Below are 19,464 nucleotides of genomic sequence, written 5' to 3'. Positions count from 1 at the left end.
AGCTAGGTAACAACGTTTCTTAGAAACCGTATTCTAAACCGATACGTGTAACGATATCAGTATCAGCAGCCCCTACAGTACGTCCAGCTACACGTAGGTAAGGTACGAAACCGTTATGAACCGCCATTAATTGACCTGAAATTGTGTTGCTATCAGAGTCTTTATCTGTTTTACCACTTGTTTCTGACTCTAAATTAGCTGCGTAACCCAGTTTGAAGCCAATCGGGCCATTCCAGTATTGACCAATTACAGAGTAAGAATCTTGAGTTGTATTTCCTAACTCTTCACCTTTATACGCTGCAGCAATACCAAAACCTGCTGGTAAACTTGCTTCAAAACCGACTAAGTAAGCAAAAGCGTCATCTTTTTTAGCTGCAGACGCCTCAACAAGTTTTTTATCACCAGTTTCTGAATCAAATACATAATGCTCTTCAACAGCACCAGTTACACGAGTACCAGACTCTACTGCACCCATAAATGTAACTTTTTCGAAGCTATATTTTGCGTTTGCGCCAAAAAAGTTAGCATCACGAGTAGCAACGCCGCCGCCATTGTCGTTATCATCACGGCCAACAGAAGCTGCGAAAGAGAACCCACCAAATTTAGGTGAATCATAGCGAACTTGGTTTGATTGACGATCGTAATGACCAGCAATACCACCCCAATCAAATACAGAACCTAAACCAGGGTTAGAGAAAGGCCAGTCAACCATTTCATATAGCGGTGTTAAAACACGACCCACACGTACGTTACCCCAATCACCAGATGCACCAATGAAGGTATCACGGAAACCTAACACACCACCAGAAACACCACCATGTGGCCAGTCCGTACTATCAACATAACCTGATTCAATTTGCATTGTAATCAATACATTTTCAAACATCTCTTTATGTGCACGGAAACCAATTCGAGATTCGTTTTCTACTACAAAACCAGTACTCTTGTCGCCATTATCAGTAACGTTATAGTTAACTAGTGAAATAGCTGCCACACCGTAAACATCAACATTAAAGTCAGAGTTAACACCAACTTCTTTTGCTGTAACACCAGTAGCAACTAATGCGATTGCAGCACCTAAAAGTGTTTTCTTGAACATAGTCATAATTCCTTCATTTAACTAATTAAGTAATGCATAGTCATTTAACTTGGTCGCCGAAATGAACCATGCACTAGATTTGTTGTCTGGGGTGGACTATGACAATGTTTTTTCACAAAGAAAATATAGTCACGCTCTTTGAGTGATGCACCTCAAATATCAATATTTATAAAAAAACATAATACTTATATATCATAAAGTTACAACCAAACAAAAATAAAACTCATTGATTAAAAATAAAACAAAAGAGACAAAAACCTCAAAAAAAGAACGTATTCATGCAGATTAAGTCGATCTAGATCACGTTGAATTTAGCTAAAATTATAACTATTTATTTTAAATAAAAAAAAAGTGCGAACTAAGTCGCACTCGTTTATCTTATACCGAAATCCCAAGCAATAAAAGATTGCCACCCTCTCTCCCATTCAGCTTTAATCATAATCACTTCTTTTTGGGAATCACATTGCCCTGTATACCTAATACCACTAACTCCCTTACTAAAAGCCTGAAAAGGATCACAATAGATATTAATGCCTTTTTTGTAGCCTTCAAGGTAGGCAACTTCATCAAAAGGAACTTTTTCTTTCATGCTTTCTAACGCATCAGTTTCAATACTGTAACCTCGGCTACCAAAGCGCTCTCCTTGCCCGAACCAGTATTCTTTCGGAGTTGTTGGCACCGTGGCACAAGAAGTTAATAATATAGATAAAATAACTATCATTTCTTTCATTTAACGCCTCCCAATAAAAAAGCTGAGCACAAAGGCTCAGCTTAAAATATATAACTAATTAAATAATAGTTTATTTAACAGCAAATGGCATTGTTAGCATAAGTTTAAAATCTGTTTCGTCTTGGAATGCGTTACTGTATGGCACCCAGTTACCTGCATCTGAATCATTAAAGTATTCAGTGTAGTAGAAGCTAACATTTGTCCCTTTTAATGCACCTGCTTGAATTGCATAGTTTGCAAATGCACTATAAGCATATTCAACTAAGTCATCGTAACCCGGAGATGAAGAACCACCACCAGCCGCAGCACTTAAACCAGCGCTAAACCCTGTACCACCGATATCTGAAAAATCTCGAGTAGCAGAAACGAAACCTGCAATTTCACCATCATGGTTAAAGTCAGAACGGTTATTCCACCAAATATCATAAGCACCGTTTGAACCACCATATTGCTCAGTTAAACGGTAAGCCATATTACCTACATTACCGCGAGTTTCTGTAGAATCCGCCATTGTCATTGTTGCTTCAGCACGGAATGAATATTGGCCAGAACTAAATGCAGATAGGAATGCTAACTGTGCAGCAATGTCATCATCATATTGGTTTTTATCGCTTACGATATATACTTGTGGAGACCAGTAGAAACCACCGTCTGTTGTACCTTTCACTTTAAAGTGCATATTTGAACGGTCGCCATCAGTTAACGTACCGTAACCTGCATCAAATGAAATACCATTGTTTAGCACATAACGTGCACCAACAGAAATTGCTGTACCTGCATCATTACCTTGACCGTCTTGGAATTCATACGTTTCTTTAAACCAAGGTGCTTTATATTCATCCGCAGCAACTAAACCCAAAGAAAGATTACCAAGATTAGCACCAATCTCACCACCACGATATGTACCAGGAGCGAAAGACCAGTTAACACCTAGAGTGCTTGGAACAGATGGTTGGAAGTAACCTAATTTAGCATTAACATTATCACCAAATTTAAATTTAGCATTCGCTGTAGCGAAAGATACACCATTATCAGTACAATCTGCCGCCCATGTACCTGAACAATTACTATCACTTGGTGTCTTATCGTATGGGTTATTTACACCCCAAAAGTTCATCTCATGATCTGGCCCACCATTTTGCCACATATCAAATGTTGAGTAGATAACGATATCAGTACCAACAACACCGCCAGCATAGCCAGAGTTAAAACCTAAATTAACAAAGATTGAACCGTGATCAAGATTGGTTGTTTTCTTTGTATCATTACCGTTAGCATCAACACCACCACGATCACGAGCACGCATGAAAAGGTTAACATTACCGCTGATAGTCGATTCTTCAAAGAATTTTGACACTTCACTAGTATATTGTTCAGAGACAACTTCTTCTGCCATTACTTGAGGAGCGATTAAAGCTCCTGTAAGTGCAGCTGCAATTGCTGATACTTTAAAAAATTTGTTTTCCATGGAATAAAGCTCCTAAAAATGGATATAGCTGTGTTCGTTATTTACTGGCTTTAAGTTGGCCGCCGAAAGCAATAAATAACTATCCTAATTCACACAATTTTTAAATAAGAAAAGGAAAATTTAAAAATCGTAATTACCTTATATTTTTTCCTGCATACACACTGTGCATCCATGTAATTAAGACTAAACCCAGCTAAAAAAACATAAAACAAAAACTTAATTTTTCATAAAAAAAATATGAGCGAGCGCAAACTTCTTTCGCGTTAGTGATTAAGATCAAATTAAATAGATCAAAAAACCTCAAAAAACAGCTTTTAAAGCTAAAACAGCAGGTTATAAATATAAAAAAATACTCAATGCGACGAATGTCACTTTATTTTGAAAACAGTTGATCGAACCATATAATTAGTTACAACAAGTGTCGATACAAAATTTTTAAGTTATACCAAACAATGAAAACCATTAATTTCAGATATAAAAAAAGGAGCTCTAAGCTCCTTTTCTTTAATGAATGGCTGTTTTATTGTTAATTTAATAACTCAATTAACTGTTCTTCATTCATCACTTCAATACCAAGCTCTTCAGCTTTTGCTAATTTAGAGCCAGCAGCTTCACCCGCAAAAAGAATGTCGGTTTTTTTAGAAACACTGCCTGTGACTTTTGCACCAAGCTCCTGTAGAGCCGCTTTAGCTTCATTACGTTTTAGTTTATGAAGTGTGCCAGTAAGAACTACCACCTTTCCCGCTAATGGTTGTGGTACTGACTCATCAAGCGCTTTAATTTCAGGCCAATGAACTCCCATTGCTTGTAAGTCTTCAATTACTGCTTGGTTATGTGGTTCTGAAAAGAAGTTTAAAACATGTTTAGCAACGATATCCCCCACATCACTTACTTCTATTAATTGCTCAAACGTAGCCGCTTGAACCGCTTCTAATGTATAGAAATGAGCGGCCAAGTTTGCAGCGGTTGCTTCACCAACCTCTCGAATGCCTAACGAGTATAAAAATCGAGGTAAGGTCGTTGCTTTAGCTTTGTTTAATGCATCCACCACATTTTGAGCTGATTTTGGCCCCATTCGTTCTAATACTGTGATGACACCCGCTGAAAGCTTAAATAAATCCGCAGGCGTCTCCACCATTTCTTTATCAACAAGCTGTTCTACAACTTTATCGCCTAAACCATCAACATCGAGTGCTTTACGAGACACAAAATGCTTTAGTGCTTCTTTACGCTGTGCTTGACAGACTAATCCTGCTCCACAACGAGTAACCGCCTCACCTTCGACTCTTTCAAGATTAGAATCACAAACGGGGCAATTGGTTGGGTAAACAATGGCTTTACTATCTATAGGACGACGAGCTTCGACGACTGATACTATTTGCGGAATAACATCACCCGCACGACGAATAATAACCGTATCACCAATATGAACACCTAAACGTGCGATTTCATCGGCATTATGCAATGTGGCATTACTTACGGTTACACCACCAACAAAAACGGGTTCAAGTTTAGCTACTGGTGTAATAGCACCTGTACGACCTACTTGGAATTCCACATCATTTAAAACCGTTAACTCTTCTTGAGCTGGAAATTTATAAGCGATTGCCCAGCGAGGTGCTCTAGCTACAAAACCTAATTGTACTTGAAGTTCAATGTCATCAACTTTAATGACAACGCCATCGATTTCATATTTCAGTGCATCTCGGCGATCAAGAATGTCTTTATAATAGGCTTTTACTTCCGTTAAAGAGTGACATTGTTTTGTCTCTTCACACATAGGTAAACCCCAGCCTTTAAGCTGAACAAAGCGCTGATAGTGACTTTTTTCTAATTCGCCACCATCAATAACACCGACACTATAAGCATAAAAGCTCAATGGACGTGTTGCTGTAATTTTAGAATCTAGTTGACGTAAACTGCCTGCGGCGGCATTTCGTGGGTTAGCGAATGGCTTTTCACCGCGCTTTAACGCTCGCTCATTTAAAGCATCAAAACCAGCTTTTGGCATAAAGACTTCACCACGTACTTCTAATCGCGTTGGCCAGCCTTCGCCTTGCAGTGTTAATGGTATGCAACGAATCGTTCTTACGTTTTCGGTTATATTCTCTCCAGTAGCACCATCACCACGAGTACCAGCTTGAACTAATTTACCATCTACATACAGTAAACTTACCGCAAGGCCATCGAGTTTAGGTTCACAACAAAAAAGAGAAACGGATTTAGAGACGAGGCGATCATTCATTCTTTTCTCAAATGCTTCTAATTCTTCATCATTAAAAGCATTATCTAAAGAAAGCATTGGAATTTCATGTTGAACTTGGGTAAAGCCATCAAGAGCTTCACCACCAACGCGTTGACTTGGAGAGTCGACAGTAACAAATTCTGGGTGTTCAGATTCAATAGAAAGCAATTGCTGCATCATACGATCATACTCTGCATCAGGCAGCTCTGGGCTATCTTCTACATAATATCGATAAGCGTGGTAATTCAATTGCTGTCTTAGCTGATCTAAGGTCTGTTCAATAGTCATGATTCATCAACTTCTTGTTCTGTCTTTCTAAAAATAAAAAAAGGCTCATAAAGAGCCTTTCTCAATTCACAATAATACTATGATAGACGATCTATTTACGGCAGAAAACTTTTACTCGCTGCTTATATTCATCAATCTTATTTGGTGTCAACATATCTCGCTTTTCATCAAGAATATTGCCACCTAACTCTGAACTCACTAGCTGTGCTGTTTGTAGCATCAGTTTAAAATTGTGCTCAGCTTCGCCATGACAAGGCAAAGGTAAGAAAAAGGAAATACCTGGAGTGGAAAACTCTTCGCCTTCTGATACTTGGAAATGACCAGGAGAAACCATATTCGCCACACTAAATAACACTTTACCCGCGCCTGAGAGATCTGAATGACGATGGTAAATAGCCATATCACCAAATACTAAGCCATTTTGCTCTAAACTATTAAATAATCGACTACCATTAAAGCGCTCACTTCCCATTCCGTGCACATTAATAATAATTGCGTCTTCTTTAACTTCAGGTTCCGGCTCTGGCTCTTGAATTGGCTCTTGAATTGGCTCAATAATAGGTTCAGGTACTACAACCGTAACCTCTTCTGGTTGAGAAATAATTTGAGGTTCTTCTTTTGGTGCAACAACCGCATCATCAATCGCAGAGAATGAAATCGTTGGTTCCTCTTTAACAGTAGGTTCATCAATAACTTTATTACTGGTTTGAACTACAGGTTCATCAATAAACGACTCGCTTATTGATTCTGGTTTATTGGATTCAATAATTTGTTCTTCATAATCGAAAAGAGGATCATTTGAAAAAGCAGGCTCCTCACGAGCAAATGCAGGTTCTTTTCTTTCTTTTGGCGCAGCAATGTCATCTTTAGATTTAGCAAAGCTACGTTCTGGTGTAGGTTGCTCTTCATCAATATCAAAATCTATGTCTACTTTTTTCCCAAATTTTGAGTTTGTTTCCTTTCGACTTGTCCATAAGCCATGAAACAATAACGCCGCAATGGCTAATGCCCCAACAAGTATCAACACTAATCGCAATTCTTGCATCGCTAACTCTCTGCTCTTCTGCTTTATTGAACTTCCCTAGTGTTTTTTATCCCATAAAAGGAACATAAAAAGGGAAATCTACTCTCAACTACTATTAAGGTAGTTTATCCATAAACGATAATCTACCACTACTTATTGGTAATGTACCAAATAATACCCCTATTTTTGAATAACAAAATGAAAGTGGTGACATAAATCTTACATTTGAACTATTTAGAATGGCATAAACTGCAATAACAGCATTTATTTATGCCCATTTTTGAGTATAGTGAAGACATGATACCTAAGTATAAATGCGAATAATGAATACATATAAGCAAACTCAATCAGGCGTACAATATTTTTTAAAAGGGATATCTTTGGCGATGACGCCAGGTATTCGACGCTTTGTTTTTATCCCTCTTTTAATCAATATTGCGTTGTTAGGTGGGTCATTTTTTTATCTATTTAATCAAATTGGCGGATGGATTGAACAGATCCTAGCTCAAATTCCAAGTTGGCTTGATTGGCTCTCCTATATATTGTGGCCATTAATTGTTATTAGTATTCTTGCTGTTTTCTCGTACTTTTTTAGTACTATAGCTAACTGGATAGCGGCGCCGTTTAATGGTTTACTTTCCGAACACCTTGAAGCGAAGTTAACCGGGCAACCTGCGCCAAGTGGTGGCATTTTAGACGCATTAAAAGATTTACCACGGATCTTTAAGCGCGAATGGCAAAAGCTAAAATACTATATTCCGAAGGCGCTTGGCTTGTTTATTCTTTTCTTTATCCCTGCAATTGGTCAAAGTATAGCGCCTGTTTTATGGTTTTTATTTACCGCTTGGATGATGGCAATTCAATACTGTGATTATCCGTTTGATAACCATAAAGTCCCTTTTGAAACAATGCGTGATGAACTAAAGACCAAACGCGGTAAATGCTTATCTTTTGGTTCACTCGTTACTCTCTTTACGATGACACCAATCTTAAACCTATTTGTTATGCCTATCGCAGTTTGTGGCGCAACCGCTATGTGGGTTGATGTTTACCGTGATACACATAAAGCTATTAATCCATAACTTATAACCTTTTGATCCTTTCTCATTTAAGAAACTCTTCGTATTCTAAGTAGGTCGAGTTACTCAAATGAATCACCAAAAATTTACTCCATATTGAATCACGCGTTACGTGAAATGAAGGAACAGATCATGACAAAGATTTACGAAGATAATTCTCAAACTATTGGTAACACACCTCTTGTACGTCTTAACCGTGTTAGTAACGGCAACGTATTAGCAAAAGTAGAAGCTCGTAACCCTAGCTTTAGCGTGAAGTGTCGTATTGGCGCAAATATGATTTGGGAAGCAGAAAAAGCAGGCACGTTAAAAGAAGGGATCGAACTGGTTGAGCCAACATCAGGTAATACTGGTGTTGCTCTGGCTTTTGTTGCTGCAGCTCGTGGTTATAAGTTAACACTAACTATGCCAGCCTCAATGAGTCTTGAACGCCGTAAGTTACTTAAAGCTCTAGGTGCTAATCTTGTATTAACCGAAGCACCTAAAGGCATGGGTGGCGCAATAGCTAAAGCAGAAGAAATTGTAGCGAGCGATCCAAATAAGTATCTACTTCTTCAGCAATTTAATAACCCAGCAAACCCTGCTATTCATGAAAAAACAACAGGACCAGAGATCTGGGAAGCAACAGAAGGTAATGTAGACGTATTCGTTGCTGGTGTAGGTACTGGTGGTACATTAACAGGTACAAGTCGTTATCTAAAGCACACTCAAAATAAAGCCGTTTTGTCTGTTGCTGTAGAGCCTGCAGAATCTCCAGTTATCGCTCAAGCCCTTGCTGGTGAAGAGATCAAACCTGCACCGCACAAAATACAAGGTATTGGTGCTGGCTTTATTCCTGGTAACTTAGATCTTACACTGATTGATCGTGTTGAAGCGATTACGTCAGATGACGCAATTACCATGGCTCGTCGTTTAATGGAAGAAGAAGGTATTTTAGCAGGTATATCTTCAGGTGCTGCTGTTGTAGCAGCTAACCGTATTGCAGAACTTCCTGAGTTTGAAAATAAGCAAATTGTTGTTGTTTTACCAAGTTCAGGTGAACGTTATTTAAGTACAGCACTCTTTGCAGGATTGTTTACAGAACAGGAAAATGAGCAATAATTTTGTAATATCTATGTGTTCAAATCAATTTTTACGCCAAAAAAGCCCCTTATGGGGTTTTTTTGTTGATTTCATTTCCCTCCTTAGTAATAATCAAACCACTTTATTTTTAGGTGTAAAATAATTACAATCCAGTATAAAGTATCAGTATTAAGGCAACTTAATATTACAAAATAAGAAAGAATGTATAAATTACTGCCATTAACTTATTTGATTGAAGATAGATTGTTTCTGAGTCTATGATATGCGAAAGTAGATTCGCAAACCGAATTGGTTAACGACATTAATTCAACATAAAATATAAATCGGGGTATACACAATGTATTCACAAGACGTAGTAATCACTGCAGAAAACGGCCTTCACACTCGTCCAGCGGCTCAGTTCGTTAAAGAAGCTAAAGGTTTTGATGCAAAAATCACTGTTACTTCTAACGGTAAAAGTGCAAGTGCTACTAGCCTTTTCAAACTTCAAACTTTAGGTCTAACTAAAGGTACTAACGTAACTATCTCTGCTGAAGGCGCTCAAGAGAAAGAAGCAGTAGACCACCTAGTTAAACTAATGGATGAGCTGCACTAATCAGCTTTTTCTTTATTATTCTCATTCTCTAATTTGATCAATTTTAAGGTAAAGCTATGATTTCTGGCATTCTAGCATCTCCAGGTATTGCTTTTGGTAAAGCACTATTACTTCAGGAAGATGAAATTGTCCTAAACAAAACTCCAATCTCTGATTCTCAAGTAGAAGCAGAAGTTCAACGTTTCTTTGATGCTCGTAATAAGTCTTCTGAGCAATTAGAAGCTATTAAAGCAAAAGCGCTAGCTACTTTCGGCGAAGAAAAAGAAGCTATTTTTGAGGGGCACATTATGCTTCTTGAAGATGAAGAGCTAGAAGAAGAAATCTTAGCCCTTATCAAAGATGATAAAATGGCTGCAGACTTTGCAATTTACTCTGTAATTGAAGAGCAAGCGTGTGCACTAGAGTCATTGGATGATGATTATCTAAAAGAGCGTGCTACAGATATCCGTGATATCGGTAGCCGCTTTGTTAAAAATGCATTAGGTATCAACATTGTTTCACTAAGTGCTATCAATGAAAAAGTTATCCTGGTTGCTAACGATTTAACGCCTTCTGAAACAGCACAAATCAACCTAGACTACGTTCTTGGTTTTGCTTGTGACATCGGCGGTCGTACTTCTCATACTTCTATCATGGCTCGTTCTCTTGAACTACCTGCTATCGTTGGAACTAACGATATCACTAAGCAAGTGAAGAACGGTGATATGCTAATTCTTGATGCGGTTAACAACAAAATTGTTATCAACCCATCAGAAGCAGAACTAGCAGAAGCTAAGCAAATTCGTGATGCACAAATTGCAGAAAAAGAAGAGCTAGCAAAACTAAAAGACCTACCTGCTATCACTCTAGATGGCCACCAAGTTGAAGTTTGCGGTAACATCGGTACAGTTAAAGACTGTGACGGTATCATCCGTAACGGCGGCGAAGGTGTTGGTCTGTATCGTACAGAATTCCTATTCATGGATCGTGATGCACTTCCTACTGAAGAAGAGCAATATGTTGCTTATAAAGAAGTAGCTGAAGCGATGCATGGTGAGCCAGTGATCATCCGTACTATGGATATCGGTGGTGATAAAGATCTACCATACATGGATCTCCCAGAAGAAATGAACCCATTCTTAGGATGGCGTGCAATCCGTATCAGTTTAGACCGTCGTGAAATCCTACGTGACCAATTACGTGGTATTTTACGTGCATCTGCACACGGTAAACTGCGTATCATGTTCCCAATGATCATTTCTGTTGAAGAAATCCGTGAGCTGAAAAATGCAATCGAAGAATACAAAGTAGAACTTCGTGCTGAAGGCCATGCGTTTGATGAAAGCATCGAAATCGGTGTTATGGTTGAAACGCCAGCAGCCGCTGCAATTGCACACCATTTAGCGAAAGAAGTGAGCTTCTTCTCTATCGGAACTAACGATTTAACGCAATATACTCTTGCAGTTGACCGTGGTAACGAAATGATTTCTCACCTATATAACCCACTATCTCCAGCGGTTTTGCTTGTAATCAAGCAAGTAATCGACGCTTCTCATAAAGAAGGTAAATGGACTGGTATGTGTGGTGAGCTAGCTGGTGATGAGCGTGCTAGTCTACTTCTTCTAGGTATGGGCTTAGACGAGTTCAGCATGAGCGGTATCTCTATCCCTCTAGTTAAGAAAATTGTTCGTAACTCAAACTTTGCAGCAGTGAAAGCAATGGCAGATGAAGCTCTTCAAATGCCTACAGCAGCAGAAATTGAAGCGCACGTTGAAAAATTTATCGCAGAAAATACTAAGTAATAGTATAGTTGCAAAGAATTAAATATAGCCACTAAGTTTAGTGGCTATTTAATATAACTTTAGGGAGCTACACAATGGGTCTGTTTGACAAAATTAAAAGCGCATTTTCTTCTGAAAGCACTGCAGCTGGTGCAATCGACATCATCGCACCTCTTTCTGGTGAAATTGTAAACATCGAAGATGTGCCAGACGTAGTGTTCGCTGAAAAAATCGTTGGTGACGGTATTGCTATCAAACCTGCTGGCAACAAAATGGTTGCTCCAGTAAACGGTACAATCGGCAAAATCTTTGAAACTAACCACGCTTTCTCTATCGAATCTAACGACGGCATCGAGCTTTTCGTTCACTTTGGTATCGATACCGTTGAACTTAAAGGTCAAGGCTTTACTCGTATCGCTGAAGAAGGCCAAGAAGTTAAAGCTGGCGACACAGTAATCGAATTCGATCTTGCGTACTTAGAAGAGCACGCTAAATCAACGCTTACTCCAGTTGTAATCTCAAACATGGACGAAATCAAAGAGCTTACTAAGCTTTCTGGTGCTGTTACTGTTGGTGAATCTCCAGTTCTTAAAGTAACTAAGTAATCTTTAAAGATAAACTAGTTAATTAAAGACAATAAAAAGGCCGCTGTTATCTCAAAGAAAACAGCGGCCTTTTTGTATCTGCTCTAATATAAATAATCAAGCAGATACCATTATTTCTAATGATACCCACTTAAACTTTAGAACAAAATTATTTAACTTTTAGCTCAGTGAACATTTCTTGTGATGGAGCAAAGAAATAACCACCAGTTACCGCATCTGTAAAACGCAATAATTGATCAGTTTTTCCATCGACTTCGCCATACATGCTATCCAACATCACTTGGAAATTATGTACAGAGTGACAATAAGCAATAAACAATAAACCATGGTCACCAGAAACCGAGCCATACGGCAAGCTGTGGCGTAGGATCTTAACCCCTTTACCATCTTCTTTAATATCAACACGGCCTACGTGTGAAGCAGCTGGAACGTCTTCTAGCTCTATTGAATCAGGTTTAGTACGACCAATCACTTTTTCTTGAGCTGAAACGGACAAACGGTTCCACGCAGGTAGTTTGTGAACAAAGCGTTGGCACATCATGTAACTGCCGCCAGCAAATTCACCATCAGCAATCAATGCAACTTCAGCGCGCGCTTCATTTTTAGGATTTTCTGTTCCATCAACGAAATCTGTCATATCGCGCGAATCTAAAAAGCGGTAACCTGATACTTCTTCTTTAATCTCAACGTGTTCAGAAATCACATTCATTAACTTACGTAAGATATAAAAATGTAAGTCATGGCGATTTGAATGAATATGAATTAGCACATCACCATGCGTCGCTGGTGCAATGATGTCACCTTTACCTAATTGCTTAAAGTTTACCAATTCTGGCGGCATAGGTGCAGACAATGTAGTCCAGAAATCAGCACCAAAAGAAACTGCACTGCTTAAGTTAGCGTCTGGCTGATTCTCATTTAATTCGACAATTAATGCAGGAAGTGTCTGTAGCTGCTCTAAAACAAGCTGAGGGTTACTTTTGATATTTAAGGTAACGTATAATGCAAATCGATCTGGTTCTGGCAGTAATGCCGTTTGAGGAGTGTAAGACATGAACTCAGTTCCTTTCTATTTTGAATTAACTGAGCTCATTATATGCAATAAAACATAAGATTGTTTGATAAAAGATAAGAGTTTATGAAGAAATAACTTCCACTGAAAGCTTTACGGTTTCATTCGCTGATGAATCAGACACCATGTAAGATTCTAAATTATTCAACTTGGTGATAATGGTTGGCGCACATAATGTTCTTACTTTACCTTCCCCTTCCTCCTCTGTTACTCGAAAAGCAATTTCAACATTCTCAGCATCAATGTTTTTTAACTCCGCCCAAGCTTGTACCTGAGATTTCTTATCGAATGAATTAAACACTAATGTTTCTTCACCCAGCACTAACGACGCTGATGAATTAGTAATGTGTTGCAAGTTAGGACGATTAATCTCTAATCCTAAATCTAACTGCCAATCCGCCATTGCTAGCGGGCTTAATAACGCACTAAATAATAATGCACCTGTTGATAAATCCATTGTCTGCCCCCTCTCATTAAGTCAGACTAAAGCATATTTTCACTCGTTTACTGCGACATAAAAATATAAGAAACCAACTAAGAAGTAAGATAATCATTGCACTTCCTGGCTGAAACTCTCCTCGATTAACAATAACCGATTGAATTAACATCATGAGATCGATCAAAACCATCATAATGGTTAGCCACCGTCCTTGCTTCCAAAGAGTCAGCATAAAAGGGCGTGTGGGCTTTTTAAAACTACTTAACCACATATAAAATACAATGGGTAAGCTCAAACACAAACTAGTATATAAATGCGCATGACTTGGGTAAAACAGGGCCAATAAATCAGTACCTTGCTCACGACTAGCGCCGGCCATAACAAAAACGACAACGGAGCGAATTAAAATAGCCCAACCAAACCATAACCAAATAGGTGGTTTTAACCATCCATGTTGGTCGTATGCATCAAACGAGTACAGCATTTATCTACCTTTGAACATTAAACAGACGAAAGAATTAACTAACAATCTTCTCAGTAGACTTGTCCAGACTACTGAAATGATTAAAAATAACGATTGAATAAAATAAAAACTTTGAGCTAGATACACCTTTAAATTCAAAATCTATATTGCCGTCACACTTTGTATCGTTTACATTTCAACGATGTATAAAGATAAAATCAAATATGAAGAATTAAGAATGCCCGTATGAAAAATAACAATAAAGCACAGATATCAATAGAATCTCAACAAGAAGCAATGGCAATTGCTAAAGCTACACAAAAACCAGCACAAACAAAAGAACAAACTAAATTGATTGCGCAAGGTATAGAAAAAGGTATTGCGCTTTACAAGAAACAGCAAAAAGAAAAATCACGAGAAGCAGATAAGCTGAAGAAAAAGACGCAGCGTCAAAAGCAGAGTAAACACAATCACTCTGATGTAGAAGGTAAACAAGCTCAACAAGATCACATTAATAAAGAATCAAGCAAAAACTTGCCATGGATTTTACTTGCGGTAAGCTGGGCTGCCTTTATTTACTACACTTTTTTAGGTATCTAATACCATTCTGAATCAGTACTTGTTCAGATAATTGCGTAGGAAAAGTCGATTTTAACTTGACCACTGCAAACAAGCAGATACAAAAAAAGAGATGAGTTATAAATACCCATCTCTTTTTGTTATCTACTTAGATTAAGCTAAATTATTTATTCTTTATCTGCTTTTAATGACAATATCCAAATTGATAGCACTGCAACCGCAGCAAAACCACCAAGAATAATGCTCGGCATTGCGATGTAACCCAACGTATGCCAAATAACAGACTCTAATGTACTCATGCTATCTCCTTACCAACCTTCAATTCCAGACATATCAGGCAGCTTATGTGCAATGCCTTTATGGCAATCTACACAGGTTTTATCACCCGATGCTAATGCCGTTGAATGTTGTTTCGCACTACGTGGACCTTGCTCTGAGAAATCCATAAAGTCGAATTCATGGCAATTACGACATTCTTGAGAATTATTCTCTTTCATTCGATGCCATTCTCGCTCAGCTAAATGACCACGACGCTCTTTGAACTTCTCTTCAGTATCAATTGTTTTAGTGACATAATGCGCAAACAGCTCTTTTGACGCTTGAACTTTACGTACAATTTTATCAGTCCAGTTATGAGGTACGTGACAATCTGAACAGATAGCACGTACGCCCGAACGGTTAGAGTAGTGAATCGTTTCTTGGATTTCCTTAACGATTGGAGCATGACAACCAGAACAGAATTCTTCTGTGTTGGTTGCTTCCATACCCGTGTTAAATGCGCCCCAGAAAAGCAAACCACCTATAAAGCCCATAAATAGGACAACACCTACCGCTGCTTTACTTGGTGATGAAAAACGCTTCCAAAATGCTTTTAAAAATTTCATGTATAGCCTCTCTTAACGGTATTGGCTATTAACTAGCGCAATGAGTCCACACGTTCAAATTCATTCTCAACTAATGGTTTAGCATCAGCTTGAGGTACGTGACATTGTAGACAGAAGTAACGGCGAGGTGATACATCTGAAAGTACAGCATCTTCACGGTTTACGTAATGAGTTACACTGATCTTAGTGGCTCCCATTTCTTTTGCGTTTTTCCAACTATGGCATGATAAACACTTATTTGCATTTAACGATACTTCATAGTTACGAATAGTATGAGGTACTAATGGTGGTTGGTATACGTAATCACTGTCTAATGCGTGATCACGTGGAAAACGTTTAAAATCATCCGCTGGACGCGTTGTTTCTAATTCCGATGCACCACGTAATGATTCAACACCACCAATGCCTCCTGGATTATTCAATTCTGCAGATTGTTCGGTTTCTGCTTGTACTGCACCAGCAAACAAAAGTCCTGCTGACATAAGCGCTATAATGAATTTTTTCATTCTAATTTCTCCGCCTTAAGGCAAACTCTTTGAAATAGGTTACTCACATCTTGGCCAATAACCTATCTATATATTAATTAAGCAATTTTAGTGATCTTAACTGGACACTTCTTATAATCTGTCTGCTTAGACAGAGGATCCGTTGCATCCAAAATCAATTTGTTAATTAAGATGCGAGCATCAAAGAATGGAACAAATACTAATCCTTCAGGCGGACGGTTACGACCACGAGTTTCAACACGAACACGTACTTCTCCACGTTTGTTAGAAATTAACACTTCATCACCACGGCGCAGGTTACGTTTCTTCGCATCCGCAGGGTGAATATAACAAAGCGCATCAGGAACTGCTTTATACAACTCAGGAACACGACGCGTCATAGTACCGGTATGCCAATGCTCAAGAACACGCCCCGTACATAACCACATATCAAACTCATCATCAGGAATTTCTGGTGGCGCTTCATATGGGGCAGAGATAATCAACGCTTTACCATCAGGCTTGCCGTAGAAGTCCCAATCCGACCCTTTCTTAGCGTATGGATCTGAACCTTCTTTAAAGCGCCATAATGTTTCTTTGCCATCAACAACAGGCCAACGCAAACCACGTACATTATGGTAGGTATCATATGGAGCTAAATCATGACCGTGGCCACGACCAAATGCGGCATACTCTTCAAACAGACCTTTTTGAACGTAGAAACCTTGAGCTTTTGCATCATCGTTTAGCTCTTGAGCTTCAGATAATGGGAAAGCATCAACGTTGCCATTTTTGTAAAGTACGTCATACATAGTTTTACCACGGAATTCAGGCGCTTTTGCAAGCAGCTCTTCGCCCCACACTTCTTCTACTGTGAAGCGTTTTGAGAATTCCATGATTTGCCATAAATCAGATTTAGCTTCGCCTTTCGCTTGTACTTGTTGATACCAAGCTTGAGTACGACGCTCTGCATTGCCGTAAGCACCTTCTTTTTCTACCCACATTGCTGTTGGAAGAATAAGATCCGATGCTTGAGCTGTTGCAGTTGGGTATGGGTCAGAACATACAATAAAGTTTTCTGGGTTACGGTAACCAGGTAAACGTTCCGTGTTAATGTTTGGACCCGCTTGCATGTTGTTATTACACATTACCCAATAAGCGTTAATCTTGCCGTCTTTAAGCATGCGGTCTTGAACAACGGCGTGTGCACCAGGTTTGCCGTTTAATGTGCCTTCTGGTAGTTTCCAGATTTTTTCTGAAATTGCACGGTGCTTAGGATTAGCAACAACCATGTCTGCAGGTAGACGATGTGAGAATGTACCTACTTCACGAGCGGTACCACATGCTGAAGGTTGGCCAGTCAATGAGAATGGGCTGTTACCCGGCGTTGAAATTTTACCCGTTAATAGATGAATGTTATAAACAAGGCTGTTCATCCAAACACCACGAGTGTGTTGGTTCATACCCATTGTCCATAAAGACATTACTTTTGTATTTGGATCCGCGTATTGCTTAGCGAGAGTGATCAGATCGTCTTCTGATACACCTGACATTTCAGATGCTTTTTTTGCTGTGTATGGTGCAACTGACGCTTTATATTCCTCAAAACTGATCGAGCTCATCGCTCCAGAGTTAGGGTTTTCCGCTTTCATTTGTAGTGGATCAGTATCACGAAGACCATAACCAATGTCTGTTGTTGCTTGCTTGAAGTTCGTGTGTTTATTTACGAAGTCCCAGTTTACTGCATCGTTTTGAATGATGTAGTTAGCGATGAAGTTAGCAATCGCAAGGTCTGATTGAGGTTCAAAAATGTACCCTTTATCCGCTAACTCAAATGAACGGTGGTAGTAAGTAGATAATACGTTCACTTTAACGTGCGGATTACTTAAACGACGGTCTGAAATACGAGTCCATAGTACTGGGTGCATTTCTGCCATGTTTGAGCCCCACAGAACAAAAGAGTCTGCGTGTTCAAAGTCATCATAACAACCCATTGGTTCATCGATACCGAATGTACGCATAAACGCACCTACCGCTGAAGCCATACAGTGACGAGCATTTGGATCGATGTTATTTGAACGGAAGCCTGCTTTCATCAATTTAACGGCTGCGTAGCCTTCCATTACTGTCCACTGACCTGAACCAAACATACCAACACCGGTTGGACCGTGTTTTTTCAGAGCGGCTTTCCACTTCTCAGCCATCGTATCAAACGCGACATCCCAAGAAACAGGGGCAAAATCACCGTTCTTATCGTATTGACCATCTGTCATACGCAACATTGGCGTTTGTAGACGATCTTTGCCGTACATGATTTTAGATAGGAAGTAGCCTTTGATACAGTTAAGACCTTTGTTTACTGGCGCTTCTGGATCGCCTTGAGTCGCAACAACGCGACCATTTTGAGTACCCACAAGTACAGAACAACCAGTACCACAAAAACGACAAGGCGCTTTATCCCATTTAATTTTTGTTTGGTCAGAACTAACGATTAAATTAGTTGCCGATGCAGGTAAAGTAATTCCTGCTACGGCTGCAGCTGATGCTGCGGCGTTTGCTTTAACAAACGCACGTCTTGTCATTTTCATGATTCATCCTCACATTGCGAATCAAAGTGCTCGATTTGGTGGAAAACTAAAGCGACATTTAGTATTCCTTCGAAGTCATTTATTTTATCGATTGAATCGGTGATATATCCCTGATTTTCAGTTTCAAGCACAACAATTAACTTGCCCTCTTCACTTTCACCGTGGATTTCCGTATTCGGTAACGCTAATATTTTTTCTTTTGTCACTTCTAATAATTCAGGGCGTACATGAACCACTAAACTTGAAATATGAACTTCATTTTCAGGTAAATTTTCTAACATTATTTTGTTTCTTCCAGTGTCATGCTAATAGCAGAAGTAGGGCAAGCGGCTACGCAACCACCACATCCATTACAAGCATCAAAATTAATTTGAGGCTGAGCTACGCTACCCAATACCAGCTGAAAGCGAATGGCTTGTGTCTCACACATATCACTACAACTACGACACTCTACCGACTGTTTTGCCAGACACTCTTTATTTATAGATATTTGATGAGTGAAAGCAGGGGTAATGCGTAAATCAAATAAATGCTCTGGGCATTGAGTTGCACAAGCTTCACAAAAAGTGCATTCTCCCTTGGTAAAATCCACAATAGGAAAACCACCATCACCTTTAACAATTATTTGCTCTTCACAAGCTGTAATACATTTTTCACAACGAGTACATTGAGATACGAAATCAACCTCATTCTTAACCCAAGGTAGGCGCTGTTGTGTTAATGGACTCTCTGTTTTCTTTGTGGAGAAGCGACGAAAAATACCTCGCTTAGAGTGATCAATCATATTATCCTGACTCATCTATTCATAACTCCAGAATTCCATTAACATTTCTATATGGTGAATTTTAAATTTTGTCATATTTATTGATATACCCCATAATGGTTAAACAAGGGGCATTCTTGTTCTAGATCAATTTTTAAAATAAATAAAAACAACAAAATAGAGCTCATTTGCCTTTAACTAATCATAGGCCACAA

20 protein-coding genes are annotated in these 19,464 nt (G+C 38.9%); 6 read left to right on the top strand and 14 right to left on the bottom strand.

Annotated elements, in window-relative coordinates; translation table 11 throughout:
- Positions 1-19: 19 nt before the first annotated feature.
- The 5 genes from PVK71_RS01255 to zipA form a co-directional block, all read right to left on the bottom strand.
- On the bottom strand, positions 20-1,108 hold the full coding sequence (locus tag PVK71_RS01255; protein WP_274417556.1) for a porin: 1,089 nt from the start codon (positions 1,106-1,108) through the stop codon (positions 20-22).
- Between the two features lie 364 nt (positions 1,109-1,472).
- On the bottom strand, positions 1,473-1,829 hold the full coding sequence (locus tag PVK71_RS01250; RefSeq protein ID WP_274417348.1) for a DUF2799 domain-containing protein: 357 nt from the start codon (positions 1,827-1,829) through the stop codon (positions 1,473-1,475).
- 70 nt (positions 1,830-1,899) lie between these two features.
- Entirely contained in the window at positions 1,900-3,297 is a 1,398-nt protein-coding gene (locus PVK71_RS01245; RefSeq protein WP_274417349.1) for a multidrug transporter, read from the bottom strand.
- A gap of 526 nt (positions 3,298-3,823) precedes the next feature.
- Positions 3,824-5,830 carry an NAD-dependent DNA ligase LigA gene (ligA, locus tag PVK71_RS01240; RefSeq protein ID WP_274417350.1) on the bottom strand — a complete coding sequence of 669 codons (2,007 nt, stop codon included), beginning with the start codon at positions 5,828-5,830 and terminating at the stop codon, positions 3,824-3,826.
- 91 nt (positions 5,831-5,921) lie between these two features.
- On the bottom strand, positions 5,922-6,875 hold the full coding sequence (zipA, locus tag PVK71_RS01235; RefSeq protein WP_274417351.1) for a cell division protein ZipA: 954 nt from the start codon (positions 6,873-6,875) through the stop codon (positions 5,922-5,924).
- 302 nt (positions 6,876-7,177) lie between these two features.
- Between zipA and cysZ the strand changes: the two genes are divergently transcribed.
- The 5 genes from cysZ (at position 7,178) to crr (ending at position 11,976) form a co-directional block, all read left to right on the top strand.
- On the top strand, positions 7,178-7,936 hold the full coding sequence (cysZ, locus tag PVK71_RS01230) for a sulfate transporter CysZ (protein WP_274417353.1): 759 nt from the start codon (positions 7,178-7,180) through the stop codon (positions 7,934-7,936).
- A gap of 129 nt (positions 7,937-8,065) precedes the next feature.
- The gene (cysK, locus tag PVK71_RS01225) at positions 8,066-9,034 is read left to right on the top strand and encodes a cysteine synthase A (RefSeq protein WP_274417354.1); all 969 of its coding nucleotides are present in this window, start codon (positions 8,066-8,068) and stop codon (positions 9,032-9,034) included.
- A 319-nt stretch (positions 9,035-9,353) separates the two neighbouring features.
- A complete protein-coding gene (ptsH, locus tag PVK71_RS01220) occupies positions 9,354-9,611 on the top strand; it encodes a phosphocarrier protein Hpr (protein ID WP_005420435.1) in 258 nt (85 codons plus the stop codon).
- A gap of 56 nt (positions 9,612-9,667) precedes the next feature.
- Positions 9,668-11,392, top strand: coding sequence for a phosphoenolpyruvate-protein phosphotransferase PtsI (gene ptsI, locus PVK71_RS01215; protein ID WP_130044094.1), 1,725 nt, complete (start codon positions 9,668-9,670; stop codon positions 11,390-11,392).
- Positions 11,393-11,466: 74 nt separating this feature from the next.
- A complete protein-coding gene (gene crr / locus PVK71_RS01210) occupies positions 11,467-11,976 on the top strand; it encodes a PTS glucose transporter subunit IIA (RefSeq protein WP_130044093.1) in 510 nt (169 codons plus the stop codon).
- A gap of 148 nt (positions 11,977-12,124) precedes the next feature.
- Here crr and PVK71_RS01205 read toward each other — a convergent pair whose 3' ends face one another.
- The 3 genes from PVK71_RS01205 to PVK71_RS01195 all read right to left on the bottom strand — a co-directional run bounded on the left by PVK71_RS01205 (position 12,125) and on the right by PVK71_RS01195 (position 13,971).
- On the bottom strand, positions 12,125-13,030 hold the full coding sequence (locus tag PVK71_RS01205; protein ID WP_274417357.1) for a Dyp-type peroxidase: 906 nt from the start codon (positions 13,028-13,030) through the stop codon (positions 12,125-12,127).
- An 82-nt stretch (positions 13,031-13,112) separates the two neighbouring features.
- Complete coding sequence (locus PVK71_RS01200) at positions 13,113-13,505, bottom strand: hypothetical protein (protein ID WP_130047666.1); 393 nt, start codon at positions 13,503-13,505, stop codon at positions 13,113-13,115.
- Between the two features lie 16 nt (positions 13,506-13,521).
- The gene (locus PVK71_RS01195) at positions 13,522-13,971 is read right to left on the bottom strand and encodes a DUF2919 domain-containing protein (RefSeq protein ID WP_130047667.1); all 450 of its coding nucleotides are present in this window, start codon (positions 13,969-13,971) and stop codon (positions 13,522-13,524) included.
- A gap of 225 nt (positions 13,972-14,196) precedes the next feature.
- Here PVK71_RS01195 and PVK71_RS01190 point away from each other — a divergent pair, with 225 nt between their 5' ends.
- Positions 14,197-14,550, top strand: coding sequence for a DUF2956 domain-containing protein (locus tag PVK71_RS01190; protein ID WP_274417359.1), 354 nt, complete (start codon positions 14,197-14,199; stop codon positions 14,548-14,550).
- 146 nt (positions 14,551-14,696) lie between these two features.
- Here the strand turns inward: PVK71_RS01190 and PVK71_RS01185 are convergent, their stop codons facing one another.
- The 6 genes from PVK71_RS01185 to napF all read right to left on the bottom strand — a co-directional run bounded on the left by PVK71_RS01185 (position 14,697) and on the right by napF (position 19,285).
- Entirely contained in the window at positions 14,697-14,828 is a 132-nt protein-coding gene (locus PVK71_RS01185; RefSeq protein ID WP_069593672.1) for a TIGR02808 family protein, read from the bottom strand.
- Between the two features lie 9 nt (positions 14,829-14,837).
- The gene (locus PVK71_RS01180; RefSeq protein ID WP_274417360.1) at positions 14,838-15,413 is read right to left on the bottom strand and encodes a NapC/NirT family cytochrome c; all 576 of its coding nucleotides are present in this window, start codon (positions 15,411-15,413) and stop codon (positions 14,838-14,840) included.
- A 32-nt stretch (positions 15,414-15,445) separates the two neighbouring features.
- Complete coding sequence (locus PVK71_RS01175) at positions 15,446-15,919, bottom strand: nitrate reductase cytochrome c-type subunit (RefSeq protein WP_130047668.1); 474 nt, start codon at positions 15,917-15,919, stop codon at positions 15,446-15,448.
- A gap of 77 nt (positions 15,920-15,996) precedes the next feature.
- Positions 15,997-18,486, bottom strand: coding sequence for a periplasmic nitrate reductase subunit alpha (gene napA / locus PVK71_RS01170; RefSeq protein ID WP_274417363.1), 2,490 nt, complete (start codon positions 18,484-18,486; stop codon positions 15,997-15,999).
- The gene (locus PVK71_RS01165; RefSeq protein ID WP_130044087.1) at positions 18,483-18,767 is read right to left on the bottom strand and encodes a chaperone NapD; all 285 of its coding nucleotides are present in this window, start codon (positions 18,765-18,767) and stop codon (positions 18,483-18,485) included. Before PVK71_RS01165 ends, napA begins: the two co-directional genes overlap by 4 nt.
- Entirely contained in the window at positions 18,767-19,285 is a 519-nt protein-coding gene (gene napF, locus PVK71_RS01160; protein WP_274417364.1) for a ferredoxin-type protein NapF, read from the bottom strand. The genes PVK71_RS01165 and napF overlap by 1 nt, the downstream gene beginning before the upstream one ends.
- Positions 19,286-19,464 lie beyond the last annotated feature (179 nt).

Source organism: Aliivibrio sp. S4MY1, assembly GCF_028765545.1.
Classification (GTDB): domain Bacteria; phylum Pseudomonadota; class Gammaproteobacteria; order Enterobacterales; family Vibrionaceae; genus Aliivibrio.
Note: the sequence above shows the minus strand (reverse complement) of the source record. Positions and strands in the feature narration are given on the sequence as shown.

Bases quoted from the DNA above. Each gene is read 5' to 3' on its own strand.
- PVK71_RS01195 (WP_130047667.1), bottom strand. From the start codon at position 13,971: ATGCTGTACTCGTTTGATGCATACGACCAACATGGATGGTTAAAACCA.
- napF (WP_274417364.1), bottom strand. From the start codon at position 19,285: ATGAGTCAGGATAATATGATTGATCACTCTAAGCGAGGTATTTTTCGT.
- PVK71_RS01175 (WP_130047668.1), bottom strand. From the start codon at position 15,919: ATGAAAAAATTCATTATAGCGCTTATGTCAGCAGGACTTTTGTTTGCT.
- PVK71_RS01250 (WP_274417348.1), bottom strand. From the start codon at position 1,829: ATGAAAGAAATGATAGTTATTTTATCTATATTATTAACTTCTTGTGCC.
- PVK71_RS01205 (WP_274417357.1), bottom strand. From the start codon at position 13,030: ATGTCTTACACTCCTCAAACGGCATTACTGCCAGAACCAGATCGATTT.
- napA (WP_274417363.1), bottom strand. From the start codon at position 18,486: ATGAAAATGACAAGACGTGCGTTTGTTAAAGCAAACGCCGCAGCATCA.
- crr (WP_130044093.1), top strand. From the start codon at position 11,467: ATGGGTCTGTTTGACAAAATTAAAAGCGCATTTTCTTCTGAAAGCACT.
- PVK71_RS01245 (WP_274417349.1), bottom strand. From the start codon at position 3,297: ATGGAAAACAAATTTTTTAAAGTATCAGCAATTGCAGCTGCACTTACA.
- ptsI (WP_130044094.1), top strand. From the start codon at position 9,668: ATGATTTCTGGCATTCTAGCATCTCCAGGTATTGCTTTTGGTAAAGCA.
- ptsH (WP_005420435.1), top strand. From the start codon at position 9,354: ATGTATTCACAAGACGTAGTAATCACTGCAGAAAACGGCCTTCACACT.
- PVK71_RS01165 (WP_130044087.1), bottom strand. From the start codon at position 18,767: ATGTTAGAAAATTTACCTGAAAATGAAGTTCATATTTCAAGTTTAGTG.
- PVK71_RS01185 (WP_069593672.1), bottom strand. From the start codon at position 14,828: ATGAGTACATTAGAGTCTGTTATTTGGCATACGTTGGGTTACATCGCA.
- PVK71_RS01180 (WP_274417360.1), bottom strand. From the start codon at position 15,413: ATGAAATTTTTAAAAGCATTTTGGAAGCGTTTTTCATCACCAAGTAAA.
- PVK71_RS01200 (WP_130047666.1), bottom strand. From the start codon at position 13,505: ATGGATTTATCAACAGGTGCATTATTATTTAGTGCGTTATTAAGCCCG.
- PVK71_RS01190 (WP_274417359.1), top strand. From the start codon at position 14,197: ATGAAAAATAACAATAAAGCACAGATATCAATAGAATCTCAACAAGAA.
- cysK (WP_274417354.1), top strand. From the start codon at position 8,066: ATGACAAAGATTTACGAAGATAATTCTCAAACTATTGGTAACACACCT.
- zipA (WP_274417351.1), bottom strand. From the start codon at position 6,875: ATGCAAGAATTGCGATTAGTGTTGATACTTGTTGGGGCATTAGCCATT.
- cysZ (WP_274417353.1), top strand. From the start codon at position 7,178: ATGAATACATATAAGCAAACTCAATCAGGCGTACAATATTTTTTAAAA.
- ligA (WP_274417350.1), bottom strand. From the start codon at position 5,830: ATGACTATTGAACAGACCTTAGATCAGCTAAGACAGCAATTGAATTAC.